This is a genomic window from Brucella gallinifaecis (genome assembly GCF_006476605.1).
Classification (GTDB): Bacteria; Pseudomonadota; Alphaproteobacteria; order Rhizobiales; family Rhizobiaceae; genus Brucella; species Brucella gallinifaecis.
Window position 1 is genome coordinate 398,120 of sequence record NZ_ML636801.1, and the last position, 12,732, is coordinate 410,851.

Below are 12,732 nucleotides of genomic sequence, written 5' to 3' on the forward strand. Positions count from 1 at the left end.
GGCCAAAACAATTCAGAATATCCTTATTCCATGTAAGCATGGAAAGAGGTGTTCTCGTTAGCAAGAAAATGCGCTATCGCTAGAGCTTTATCTGGCAAAGTTTGAGGGGGCTTTGCCTCCATTGTAGTGAGGAGATTTCCGGTGCTGGACTGGGAAACTGTATTTGCAACGCGCTCGAAGCGTATGCGCGCTTCGGAAATCCGTGAGCTTCTGAAATTACTGGAGCGCCCGGATATTATTTCCTTTGCTGGCGGTATTCCCGATCCGGCATTGTTCCCGCATGCTGAATTCCAGAGCGCTTATCAGGATATTTTTAACGGTCCTGAAGCCAATGCAGCTCTGCAATATTCAGTATCTGAAGGCTATAAGCCGCTGCGCACATGGCTGGTGGGCGAGCTTGCTAAGATCGGCATTCCCTGCACTGAAGAAAATGTTTTCATTACGTCCGGTTCGCAGCAGGCGCTTGATTATCTCGGCAAGCTGTTCATTTCGCCCAATGATACGGCTTTGGTGGCTGCGCCTACCTATCTTGGTGCTTTGCAGGCATTCAATGCCTATGAGCCGACCTATGATATTCTCTCACTCAATGGAAACCGTACGCCGGATTCTTATAAGCAGCATGCGAAAGATGCTGGCGGTCAGGTAAAATTTGCCTATCTTTCGGCAGATTTCAGTAATCCAACGGGTGAAACGGTTGATCTTGCAGGCCGTAACAAGCTCATAGCAGATGCAGATGAGCTTGATATTCCGATTATTGAAGATGCAGCTTACCAGTATCTGCGTTACAATGGCGAAGCCGTTGCACCGATCTTGTCGCTGGATATTGCACGCAATGGCGGCGACATTGAAAAGACCCGCACGATCTATTGTGGTTCGTTTTCCAAGACCCTCGCACCGGGTCTGCGTGTTGGCTATGTCGTCGCTTCGCAGTCGGTTATCCGTAAGCTGGTTTTGATGAAACAGGCGGCTGATCTTCATTCTTCGACGATCAATCAGATTGCAATTCATCGCGTGGCTTCAACCGGCTTTGAAAACCAGGTTGCAAAGCTGCATGGTGTTTATAAACACCGTCGTGACAAAATGCTGGAAGCGCTGGCAAAATATATGCCGGAGGGCACAGACTGGACCAAGCCAGAAGGCGGTATGTTCATATGGGTTACGCTGCCAAAAGGGATGGATGGTGCTGCACTGCTTGCAGCATCTATTGAAAGCGAGAAGGTGGCCTTTGTGCCGGGTAAGGCATTTTTTGCCGATGCCAGCGGCGCGAATACCCTGCGTTTGAGCTATTCCTGCGCCAATGATGAAATGATCGATGAAGGCATTATGCGTCTGGGACGCCTGATCCGCACACATTTCAAGTCGGATGCAGCATAAGGATATCGTTTCTTTTAAAAAAAATACCGACCAAGATATTGATCGGTATTTTTTGATGGTCTTTTTTATTTAGGTATTACTTGTAATTCCAATATCCGTATTCTTCTCTATATTTTATCATGCGTGAAGATTTTCGCGTGATCATCTTGAATTGAAGGATTTATAGTGATGATTAATATAGCACGTTTTATAGCTGCATTTGCAATTGCTGCTGTTCCTCTGGCATCACAGGCAGCATCCCTGCAATCACAACCTTTAACGAAGCATGCAGCAAGTCATTCTGTCAAAAAGAATAAACCTGTTGCGAATATTGATAATAGTAATAAATATAAAAATAATATGAATAAAAGCAGTGTGTCTAAAAAATAATATCTAGATTGTAATATTAAAATTTATATTGTTTGTTTTTATTGAAATGGTGAATTGCAACCTGTGCGCGGGCCCGCCAAAGGTTGGTATGTGTTATCAGAACTACGATAGCTTCGATAATGGTTTGAGCACCATTGAATATGATTGCTGCTGGGGCCGAGAGTTGTAACAGGTTGACGATTGGATGGGCGAACCTCAAGTGGATCGCCATTCTTATAAATCGGGATGCCTTCTCGTGAGATATAATTGCCGCTGTCACGGCAGCCCACACCATAGCATTTTCCAGACCCTGCTTTTGGCTGATAGGAGCGCGGCAATCCGCCAGTAATGGCTGGAGTGCTTGGGCGCAAGGATGGCACGTAAGGTGTGTTCAGCTCAATCGCGACAGCGCTGCCAGCAAAGCTTGCTGTAAACAGCCCTGTACAAAATGCGATCCAGCGTATTTTTTCAAGCATGATCAATGTTCCGGTGTTCAGGAATTATATGGCTGTTTTTCTGATCAAAACCAGTGTTGCTGTATTTTTTGAAAAGAACCACTTGCCAATTCTGACGCAAGTCGCGAAATTGCGCAGACATGTTTACAATAGCCACATTTAATGTCGAAAATCTGATGCGCCGGTTTGATTTTTCCGGCTTTCGCAATGAATTGTATCAGGATCGCTCGCTCAAGCTCTTTGAGATCAATGATGAAACACAATATCGTCTGCTGGAGCAGGCGCGGGCGATTGCCCATGCTGACGATACAAGGCAGATGACGGCTCTGGCTATCGCTGAAACGCGGGCCGATGTGCTTTGTTTGCAAGAGGTTGATAATCTGGCAGCGCTTAATGCGTTTGAATATGGCTATCTTTTCAAGATGGTCGGGCAGGGTTATCGCAATAAATATCTGATCGATGGCAATGACAGTCGCGGCATTGATGTGGCCGTTATGGCGCGTGACACAACGCGCGATGGTCAGCGTATTGAAGTGCTGGAAGTGACCAGTCACGCGCATCTGACCTATAAGGAGCTTGATCTTTATCAGCCCGTGCTGGCGGAGCTGGGGCTTGAGCCGGGGGACCGCATTTTCAAGCGCGACTGCTTGTGTCTTGATCTGCGTATTGACGGCAAGCCGCTGACACTTTTTGTGGTGCATTTGAAATCAATGGGTGGTTCTCGCAATGGTCTTGACGGGCGTACGGCATCCTATCCTGTAAGGCAGGCCGAAACACGTGCGATACGCCATATTATCGAAGAAAAGTTCGGTGCGAATAAGACGGCGAATAAACGCTGGCTTATTTGTGGTGATTTTAATGATTATCGTGAGCGGATCATTATCGAAGGCGATGAATGGAATGGTTATCAGTTTTCGCCCGTGAAAGAAGCGGCCAGCGCACTTGATACTCTGTTGAGTGATGGTTTTGCCATCAATCTTGTGGAGCGCCGTCCTGAAATGGATCGCTGGACGCTTTATCACACTCGCGGACCGCAAGAGCGTCATCTTTGCCAGCTTGATTACATTCTTGCATCGCCTGCACTGGCAGACAAAAATGGCGGTGCGATTCCTCAAATTATCAGACGTGGACAGCCCTGGCGTACGGTTTTTCCTCCAGAACAGGAGGTGGAGCGTTATCCACGGACAGGATGGGATCGCCCGAAAGCCAGCGATCATTGCCCTGTTTCTGTGACGCTGAACATTGTTTGAGGTAGCGGATGCATCATGTGAAAGAAAATACGGTTTATGAAATTGACCGTGTTGATGTTGAAGTTTTGCCGGGAAGTCTTGATTATGGGCAGGTGCATAAGCTGGCTATTGCTGAAAACTGGCAGCGGGAATGCCAGCTCAATCCGACTTTGTTTGATGGTGAGATTTATCTGGCACCTGAAGCAAGGCTGGAAGGGCGTTCCTTTGCAGCGAGTTTTTATCGTACCAGTTTTGCAACGCTGATGTATTGGCGCAAGGATACCCAACCGGTAAAGCCCTGGCATATTTTTGGTGTGGGTGTCATGGTCTCTGCTGATGGGCATCTGATGGCTGCACGCATGAGTTCGCATAATGCGGTGGCCGGTCGTGTCTATTTTCCGGCAGGCTCAATAGACGATAATGATATTGTTGACGGACGCGCGAATTATGAAAACAATATGGCTCGCGAAGTCTTTGAGGAAACAGGTGTAAATCTTGGTGATGCCAGGAGAGAAGAAAAAATCCATCTGGTAATGGCTGATAGAAGCATTGCGCTTTTTCGTCGTTATTACTTCGATCTTTCAACTGCCGATCTGTTGAAACGAATTGAGACCAATCTTGCTTTACAGGCAGTGCCTGAGCTTGCGGAAATCATTCCAGTTACGAAGGCAGGTGCGATGGGGCAAGCTACGCCCTCCTATGTGCGGACATTTGCTGACTGGCATTTTGAGAATCTGAGCTAACGATTTGTTCTTATAGATGACAGCGCCACGAAATTGATTATGCTCGCAACTCAAGGCCATTGCCGACAGATGTGAGGGAGACGTGACAGATGACCGAAACTGCCAGTATTGGCCGGTATTATGAGATTTTCGACGTTTTTGCCGATAAGGCACTGGCGGGAAATCCGTTGGCAGTCGTGCATGAATGTGAAGGGCTGAGCGATACGCGCATGCAGGCCATCGCACGTGAGTTTAATTTATCCGAGACTGTGTTTATTTTTCCGGCGGAAAATCCGGTTCATGAAGCAGCGGTACGTATTTTTACGCCTCATTATGAACTCCCCTTTGCCGGCCATCCGACTGTCGGCGCTGCCGTATCATTGGCGCGTCATCGCAGGACAGGTGATGAATCTGACCGGATTGTTACTTTGGAAGAAAAAGTCGGTATAGTTCGTTGTGGGGTAACTCTGGGAGAAAACAGCGCATTTGCAGAGTTTGATCTGCCACGCCTGCCAGAAAAAATTGATGTAAAAATCGAAAAGGAAGAGGCGGCTGCGGCTGTCGGGCTTGGAACGCATGAAATTGGTTTCGAGAATCATATTCCAGCCATCTGGAGTGCAGGTACTCCCTATCTTTTTGTGCCGGTGCATAATCTGATCGCCGCCGCGAAGGTTTCGATTGACCCGGTTTATGTGAGTGAAAGCCTGCCGCATGTGGGCGACCGTTCATTGCCGATCTATGTTTATTGTCGAGAAACGATCCTGTTTGACAGCAATTATCACGTACGCATGTTTGTGACCGGGTCGAATGTCTATGAAGACCCTGCAACCGGTTCTGCGGCAGCAGCATTTGCGGGGATGATCATGGCCAAGGACAAACCGGTTGATGGAAGCGCACAAGTCTGGATTGAGCAGGGCATGGAGATGGGGCGCCCATCACGCATTCGGCTTGAACTTGATGTTTCCAAACAGGTTCTTACGGGCGCACGTATTGGCGGAACAGCGGTCAAGATTGCCGAAGGGCGCCTGTTTGTTTGACTGAAGTTTAACAAATATAAAAAATGAGGTGTGGCTGCCATGCTAATCAAGGAAATGTCTGAAATTGATATCCGTGATATGATCCAGCATACCGAGGTCGGGCGGCTGGGTTATATTCTTGATAATCGGCCCTATGTTGTGCCACTGGGGTTTCGGTTTAGCGGTGGTGCGCTTTATTCTTTCACGACCGATGGCCAAAAAACCGAGGCTATGCGCAAGAATGGCGCGGTTTGCATCCTCTTCGATCACATTGTTTCAAAAACGCAATGGCGCAGCGTTGTGGTGAATGGTCATTATCGTGAACTGATGCGTGATGAGGAGAAGACAGCCATTGCCAAGCTGCTTTCCAATGAGCCAACCTGGTGGGAGCCTGCCTATACTAAAACGATTACCAGTGGCGGCACACAACGCAAACTGGAGCCAGTTTTCTTCCGCGTTGATATTGAAAGCGCCACCGGTCATCAAACTGCGTGAATCCCAGGGTCCTGACCCTAGCGAACCACCAGCACCGGAATTTTGCTCTGTGCCACGACTTCATAGGTCTGGCTGCCAAGCAACATGCCTTTCAACCCGCGATGACCGTGCGATGCCATAACAATCAGGTCGTTGCCCAGTTCTTTTGCTGTCTCAATTATTGATGTCGCTGGATGCTGTGCCACAACATGCAAAGTGTGAATTTCAACCCCTGCTTTGTTTGCCAGCTCACGTGCGCGTGCAAGCGCTTTATCAGCATATTCATTCCATTCTTCTTCATAGCGCTCAATGAAGGATGGGCTGTCGACAAAGCCGCCGGGCAGACCGGAAAGTGAATAGGGAGCTGTCACAGTGAGAACAGTCACTTTGCTGCCCATGGCCTTTGCTGCATCAAATCCATGAACAAGGCCGCGTTCGGCAAAATCTGAACCGTCGGTAGTGACCAGAATATTCTTATACATCGTGCCCTCGCTTTGACTTTATGTGTTTATAAAGTAGGTATTCGGTTGCTTATGTCAAACGGGATATGTCCTTGATATAAAATAGAATAGGGCTGCGCTAATCCATGCCACTTGATTGCGATACATTTAATGCGAGCTGGGTTGCAACAGTTCTTAATCTGGATTGGCCATCGAGAGCTTCAACACAGATTGAAAATGATTCAGAGCGTGTTGCTGCTCAAAAAAGGGAAATGGTGCGGATGTTTGATGAGGCATCCGCTCATGGTATCAATGCCGTGATTTTTCAGGTGTCGCCTGCGGCTGACGCTTTTTATAAATCAGAATATCTGCCGTGGTCGTCCTATCTGACAGGCAGGCTTGGAAAAGCCCCGGGGTTTGATCCGCTGCGCTTTGCAATATCAGAAGCGCATAAACGTGGAATCGAGCTTCATGCATGGCTTAATCCATATCGTGTTTCGATGGATATTCGACCTGCTACACACGAAGAGCTGAAGAATTCTTCTCCTGATTCTCCACCAAGCATTTATAAAACAAAGCCGGAATGGGTTGGCATATCAGCGGATCGCTATGTGCTGGATCCGGGTATTCCGGCGGTGCGCGAATGGGTGAGTAACATCACGGCGGAAGTGGTTCAGAAATATGATGTCGACGGTGTCCAGTTCGATGATTATTTCTATTATGAAACACAAGGTTCCCCGCTTGAGGATGATAAAATTTTCAAGCGTTTCGGGACAAAATTTGCCAGTAAATATGACTGGCGGCGCGATAATACCTATAGGTTGGTGCGGGAAATTTCGGACCGGATCAAGGCGATCAAACCGCATGTGCGTTTTGGTATCAGTCCGGGTGGTGTCTGGCGTAATCAGGTGGACGATCCGCGAGGCTCTCCGACGCGTGCGGGTAAAACCAATTATGATGGTGATTTTGCTGATACGCGAGCTTGGGTCAAAGATGGTCTGATCGACTATATTGCGCCACAGGTCTACTGGTCGTCGGGTCGCAAAGATGTGCCTTATGGTTCGATTGTCAAATGGTGGGCGGATACAGTGCGTGGCACGAAGACCGATCTCTATATAGGCATGGCGCTTTATCGGGCTGGCACGCAATCCAAATCCGAACCAGAGTGGTTTGACGGAAATGGCGTGGATGAAATCAAGCGTCAGCTTGATCTCAACAGCGCTATAGCAGAGGTCACAGGCAGCATTCTTTTCAGGCAAGGTTTTCTGTCTGATCCCAGACTGAAAAATGTGTCTGCCTATCTGAAACAAAGCTGGGGCAAGTGCCGTGTAAAAAAATAGTGGGTGCGATTGCCAATATTTATTATCTAATTGATTTAAATCAAAGAAACTATCTATGCGCTGGTGCTAGTAATCACCCGTTGTCAGCTTCCACCAGAACTGACAATCCGGGATGTCGAGGCCCAACCTATAACGATATCCCGGCTAAGAATTTCTCATCCAAGGATCTGTCGAGCGCACCAGCGCGATCTTTTTTTGCAATGTTGCCCTGATCGACAGTCAGCGGGTGCTGTCAGCATTGCCCTCCATCTCTCTCAATCAGCACCCGCGAAAACTTTTTTCTTTAAAACATGATTTGATTCAATGGCTTTTGTTCGTTTGCTGTGAATGTGATTCAGATGGGCATTATGTTGCAGTTGATAATCTGCCAGCCCCTTGCTATCGCTTTTAGCGGAAACGGTTCTGCCAGTAATGGCGGATGAAAAGGGAACACGGTGAGGCATTGGAATGCTGATACCGCGACTGCCCCCGCAACTGTGACCGGTGAGTCACTCTCTCATGATCGTATGATGCGATCATAGCCACTGAACGTCCGGTTCGGGAAGGCTGAGGGCTGATGAAGACCCGGAAGTCAGGAGACCTGCCGTATCCGGTCACCCATGGCTGACACGAGGGGTGTTTGGTCGCGGCCGTCCGTAGCGGTGACATTGTGAAATGTTGCCGTGGGACAAAAGCGGGTGGTTTGCATCCTGTTTTCTGACGCTTGCGGTGAGAAATGACTCGCATGCAGGAAACAGAACTTATGCATATTCAGAAATTAGCGGCTTTTTTTGCATCTACCATTCTGGTGGCAATCCCCTTTGACACATTGGCCCAGACCAGAGTTTCTGAGCCGGATGGTGTGATACTTGATACGATTGTTGTTACGCCATTGCGTAGAGCAACTTCGTTGCAGCGCTCGACATCTTCCGTCACGGTGATCGATCGGGATGAAATTAATCGTTCGGCAGCACCTGATCTGCAATCCTTGTTGCAATATTATCCGGGAATTTCGATCACCGCCAATGGCGGGCAGGGCTCGTCTTCCAATCTTTACATACGGGGCATGTCATCAAAACAAACGGTTGTTCTGGTCAATGGAGTACGAACTGCATCTGCCACGACCGGCGCGACATCGCTTGCCAATATTCCGCTAAGTTCGATTGATCGTATTGAAATTGCCAAAGGTGCGCATTCTTCGCAATATGGTGCGGATGCGATGGGCGGCGTGATCAATATCATCACCAGTCAGGGCGGTGCCTGTGGTGAACGTTCCTTCTGCGGCAGCATCACGACAGGCGTCACGCATCCATGGGGTGGTTATGCATCGGGTTCGTTGCAGGGGCGCAGTCAAGACGGTATCGATTATGCTGTTGGTGCTGCGGTTATTGGCACGCAGGGTTACAATTTCAAACAGCCGGGAACATTGGGCTACGAGCCGGATCGTGACGGCTTTTTGCAAGGCTCATTCAATTTCTTATTTGCAAAGGATTTTGATTGGGGCCGGATTTATACGGATGGTTTGTTGAGCCGCGGACGCAATCAGTATGACGCTGCCGCGCCATCTTTCAATGAAGCCTATACAACTGCTTTCAGTGGCAAGCTTGGTGCACGGATTGATCACACGAGCGACTGGTCTTCGATGATCGAGTTCAGCTCAGGCCTTGATCATAGCCGGAATTTCCGTAAGGGAGTTAGCGGAACAGATCTGTTTGAAACCAAGCGCTATGGTGTCTTTGCTTCGAGCGAAAAACAGTTTGAAACCGGTAATGTATCGCATGTTTTGACAGGTGGGGTTGAAGCCTATCGTGAAGAGGTAAATGCCACGACGGTTTTTGCCGAAACCAGCCGCAATCTGGCGGCATTATTCGGGCAATATTCGCTTGAATATGATGCACTGAGCTTTGATGGCGGTTTGCGTTATGACTATAATGAGCAATTTGGTGACGTTGTAACTTATAATCTTGGCGCAAGTTATGAGATATTGCCTGATCTGGTGATACGTTCGTCATTTGGCACAGGTTTTCGTGCGCCGACCTTCAATGAGCTTTATTATCCCGGTTATGCAAATCCCGATCTGCAACCGGAAAAATCCCGTTCATATGAAGTTGGTCTCAATTGGCAGCTGACAGAAAATACCAGCATTGATATGGCCTTTTACCAAACCTGGTTGCGGGATGCGGTTATGAGCACGGCACCATCCTATCTGCCTTATAATGTTGCGCGAGCAGAAGTGACTGGTTTTGAAGCGGCATTGTCGCATCGCTTTAACGAATTGTGGTCGGTTAAAGGTTCTCTTGATCTTAAAAAGCCAATTGATGAGGAAACGGGCAAGGATCTGGCATATCGTGAGCGGGTGAAGGCCACGGCTGAGGTGAATTTCAAACCAGTCGACAAGCTCGATCTGACCGGGAGGCTGCTTTATGGTGGTTCGCGCTATACCAGTGCGGCGAATACCACAAAACTCGATCCTTATGTGACGGCAGATTTTATCGCTCTTTATGACATTGATGCGCAGTCACAGCTCAAGTTCTCGGTGGAGAATATTTTTGACAAGGATTACCAGACGACATCCGGCTATAACGCGCCGGGACGCAGCTTTAATATCGGGCTGACGCGGAATTTCTGATGGGATGCGCAATATGAAAGTGCAGCCTTGGGCGTGGATAATCAGGTTTAGCCTGCTGGTTGGCCTGTGTTTCGCGGCACTTACGCCATCTCATGCGGATAAGCTGCCTCAGCGTGTGGTGTCAATCAATGTTTGCACTGATCAGTTGGCAATGTTGCTGGCTGACCCCATGCAATTAGAATCGGTGTCTTATCTTTCACGCGATCCGCTGCTTTCGGTGATGAGTGAAAAGGCAAAGCAACTGCCGGTCAACCACGCACAGGCTGAGGAAGTCTTTCTTATGAAGCCTGATCTGGTGCTGGCAGGCACGTTTTCTTCACGCGCTACGGTCAGGCTTTTGCGTGATCTGGGCGTGCGGGTTGAGGAGTTTGCGCCTGCACGCTCTTTTGAGGATATTAAAGTGAATATGAAGCGGCTGGGGGAGCTGTTGGGCCGTGAGGAAGAGGCCGAGCGCCAGATTGCGGCTATGGATGCTGAAATGCTGGCGATCAGCAGGCCGGATCGCAAGCAGACTGTCGCATTATATTACGCCAATAGTTATACGGCAGGACGCGGGACATTGATTGACGAGGTCATTCGTCTTGCGGGGCTTGATAATATTGCTGATAAGGTGGGCGTGCGGGGTTCTGCGATGTTGCCGCTGGAAATGCTGCTTATGGAAAAGCCCGATATTCTGGTGCGCGGATCACGTGGACGTCCACCTGCACTGGCATTCGAAAATTTCGAGCATCCGGCATTACGCAGCCTTGAAAGTCATACGCGAATGCTCGCACTCAACGATAATCTGACAGTATGCGGTGGGCCGTTCAGCGTTGAAGCTGTAGCGAAGCTTGCGGAGGCTGCGCATGAGTGAGACTGTAAGATATTATCTTCTGTTATTCATGCTCGGATGTCTGGTGGCTGCGCTTTTTATGCTGTCCCTGCTGGTTGGTCCGGCCTCGATTGGTGTGGGGGACAGTGTTCGGGCGCTCTTCACCGGGCAGGGGGATGTGATTGTTCTGATCATGCGTGAAATACGGCTGCCACGCGCTCTGCTTGCGCTGCTGATTGGTGCTTCGCTTGGTCTTTCTGGTGCAGCATTGCAAGGCTATTTGCGTAATCCCTTGGCAGAACCGGGCCTGCTTGGGGTGAGTTCTTCCGCTTCACTTGGTGCGGTGCTTGCCATTTATACCGGGCTGTCGCAGGTTTTCCCGCTTGCTTTGCCCTTATTGGCGCTGGTTGGTGCGTTTGTATCGGTCTTTTTAGTGAAGGCTCTCGCTGGTCGTCATTCGGACACACTTACGGTCATTCTTGCAGGGATTGCTGTTACAAGTCTTGCCGGGGCGCTGACGGCGCTGGCGCTTAATCTGTCACCCAATCCATTTGCCGCAATGGAGATCGTGTTCTGGATGCTCGGTTCTCTGGCTGATCGCTCCATGACACATGTGTGGCTTGCTGCACCATTTATACTGATTGGCTGGGGGATGCTGTTTTCGCTGGGACGAGCGCTTGACAGTCTTACATTGGGATCGGATGCAGCGGCCAGTATGGGCGTCAATCTTTCCCGAATTCAGATTCTGGCAGTTCTTGGCACTGCGGCCTGTGTCGGTGCATCGACGGCAGTGGCGGGTTCTATCGGTTTTGTGGGGCTGGTTGTGCCGCATATATTGCGCCCTCTGGTTGGTGCGCGACCATCACGTCTGTTGTTTGCAAGTGCTTTTGGTGGAGCAGCGCTGTTATTGGCTGCCGATGTTCTGGTCAGAGTCATTATGCCGGGACGCGAATTGAAGCTTGGTGTGTTGACGGCAATTATCGGTGCTCCATTCTTCCTGTGGCTTGTCTTCAAATATCGGAGGCAGCTCGTATGAGTATTCTTTCAGTCCATAATCTTGATGTGTCACTGGGGCGCAAGGCCGTTCTTGAAGCTGTTGATTTTGAGGCAGGAGAAGGCGAGTTTATTGGTCTGATAGGCCCGAACGGTGCCGGCAAGACAACGCTCTTGCGGGCAATGCTGGCGCTGACACCTGCAACAGGTCACATGTTTCTTGATGGCGTGGACCTTCGACGAATGCATGCCGTGGATCGTGCCAAAATCATTTCTTATCTGCCACAGGAACGCGATGTTGCCTGGTCTGTTACGGTCAAAATGCTGGTTTCACTCGGGCGTTCGGCATTGAAACCGGTATTTGTTGGGTTGGATGATCATGATGAAGCTGTAATTGAGACAGCAATGCAGCATATGGGCGTGGCCGAACTTGCATCCCGACCGGCTAATGAGCTGTCGGGTGGTGAGCGTGCTCGGGCTTTGATTGCACGTGTTCTTGCACAGGATACATCTGTTATTCTGGCTGATGAGCCGGTGGCCGGGTTGGACCCGGCTCATCAACTGGAATTGATGGAAATATTTTCCGGGCTGGCAAGGCAGAAAAAGACAGTGATTGTCTCGCTGCATGATCTTGGTTTGGCTGCGAAATATTGCACAAGGTTGATTGTGCTTGATCAAGGCCGGTTAGTTGCCGACGGAGCGCCACAAGAGGTGCTCAATCCGGTGTTATTGCAAGATATTTATGGTATCGATGCGCAACTGATCCAGATTGATGATGATTTCATTCTGCATATACGCAAGCGTTTGCGATAGTTTTCCACGAAATGGCTAAAAACTCCAAATAGCTGTCAATCCTGCTTGCTCTTATAATTTCTTCTGATTAACCAATCGACTATTAGATATAATTGAAAATGCGCTAAAA

Annotated in this window: 13 protein-coding genes and 1 riboswitch; of the genes, 11 read left to right on the plus strand and 2 right to left on the minus strand. The window is 49.2% G+C overall.

From position 1 onward, the window contains the following. Positions 1 to 141: 141 nt before the first annotated feature. Both FHY56_RS04045 and FHY56_RS04050 read left to right on the plus strand, forming a co-directional pair. Positions 142 to 1,374 (plus strand): aminotransferase-like domain-containing protein, encoded by a 1,233-nt coding sequence (locus tag FHY56_RS04045; RefSeq protein ID WP_140903884.1) that lies wholly within the window; start codon positions 142 to 144, stop codon positions 1,372 to 1,374. 168 nt (positions 1,375 to 1,542) lie between these two features. Beyond that, positions 1,543 to 1,743, plus strand: a complete 201-nt coding sequence (locus FHY56_RS04050; RefSeq protein WP_140903885.1) for a hypothetical protein — start codon at positions 1,543 to 1,545, stop codon at positions 1,741 to 1,743. Between the two features lie 38 nt (positions 1,744 to 1,781). On the opposite strand, the gene FHY56_RS04055 is transcribed toward FHY56_RS04050, so the two are convergent. Continuing rightward, the gene (locus tag FHY56_RS04055; protein ID WP_140903886.1) at positions 1,782 to 2,198 is read right to left on the minus strand and encodes a BA14K family protein; all 417 of its coding nucleotides are present in this window, start codon (positions 2,196 to 2,198) and stop codon (positions 1,782 to 1,784) included. 119 nt (positions 2,199 to 2,317) lie between these two features. Here FHY56_RS04055 and FHY56_RS04060 point away from each other — a divergent pair, with 119 nt between their 5' ends. From FHY56_RS04060 to FHY56_RS04075, 4 genes are all read left to right on the plus strand, one after another. Continuing rightward, positions 2,318 to 3,427, plus strand: a complete 1,110-nt coding sequence (locus tag FHY56_RS04060) for an endonuclease/exonuclease/phosphatase family protein (RefSeq protein WP_140903887.1) — start codon at positions 2,318 to 2,320, stop codon at positions 3,425 to 3,427. An 8-nt stretch (positions 3,428 to 3,435) separates the two neighbouring features. Next, a complete protein-coding gene (locus tag FHY56_RS04065) occupies positions 3,436 to 4,149 on the plus strand; it encodes an NUDIX hydrolase (RefSeq protein WP_140903888.1) in 714 nt (237 codons plus the stop codon). Positions 4,150 to 4,238: 89 nt separating this feature from the next. Continuing rightward, a complete protein-coding gene (locus tag FHY56_RS04070; RefSeq protein ID WP_140903889.1) occupies positions 4,239 to 5,165 on the plus strand; it encodes a PhzF family phenazine biosynthesis protein in 927 nt (308 codons plus the stop codon). A 39-nt stretch (positions 5,166 to 5,204) separates the two neighbouring features. After that, the gene (locus FHY56_RS04075) at positions 5,205 to 5,639 is read left to right on the plus strand and encodes a pyridoxamine 5'-phosphate oxidase family protein (protein ID WP_140903890.1); all 435 of its coding nucleotides are present in this window, start codon (positions 5,205 to 5,207) and stop codon (positions 5,637 to 5,639) included. Between the two features lie 17 nt (positions 5,640 to 5,656). Here the strand turns inward: FHY56_RS04075 and FHY56_RS04080 are convergent, their stop codons facing one another. After that, entirely contained in the window at positions 5,657 to 6,100 is a 444-nt protein-coding gene (locus FHY56_RS04080; protein ID WP_140903891.1) for a universal stress protein, read from the minus strand. 104 nt (positions 6,101 to 6,204) lie between these two features. On the opposite strand from FHY56_RS04080, the gene FHY56_RS04085 reads away from it, so the two are divergent. The 5 genes from FHY56_RS04085 to FHY56_RS04105 all read left to right on the plus strand — a co-directional run bounded on the left by FHY56_RS04085 (position 6,205) and on the right by FHY56_RS04105 (position 12,623). Next, entirely contained in the window at positions 6,205 to 7,398 is a 1,194-nt protein-coding gene (locus FHY56_RS04085) for a glycoside hydrolase family 10-like protein (protein WP_140903892.1), read from the plus strand. 380 nt (positions 7,399 to 7,778) lie between these two features. Further along, positions 7,779 to 8,000, plus strand: a riboswitch (cobalamin riboswitch). A gap of 140 nt (positions 8,001 to 8,140) precedes the next feature. Then, on the plus strand, positions 8,141 to 10,006 hold the full coding sequence (locus FHY56_RS04090; protein ID WP_140903893.1) for a TonB-dependent receptor domain-containing protein: 1,866 nt from the start codon (positions 8,141 to 8,143) through the stop codon (positions 10,004 to 10,006). Positions 10,007 to 10,019: 13 nt separating this feature from the next. Further along, positions 10,020 to 10,859, plus strand: coding sequence for an ABC transporter substrate-binding protein (locus FHY56_RS04095; protein WP_140903894.1), 840 nt, complete (start codon positions 10,020 to 10,022; stop codon positions 10,857 to 10,859). Next, the gene (locus FHY56_RS04100) at positions 10,852 to 11,853 is read left to right on the plus strand and encodes a FecCD family ABC transporter permease (protein ID WP_140903895.1); all 1,002 of its coding nucleotides are present in this window, start codon (positions 10,852 to 10,854) and stop codon (positions 11,851 to 11,853) included. Before FHY56_RS04095 ends, FHY56_RS04100 begins: the two co-directional genes overlap by 8 nt. Further along, positions 11,850 to 12,623, plus strand: coding sequence for an ABC transporter ATP-binding protein (locus FHY56_RS04105; protein WP_140903896.1), 774 nt, complete (start codon positions 11,850 to 11,852; stop codon positions 12,621 to 12,623). The genes FHY56_RS04100 and FHY56_RS04105 overlap by 4 nt, the downstream gene beginning before the upstream one ends. Positions 12,624 to 12,732 lie beyond the last annotated feature (109 nt).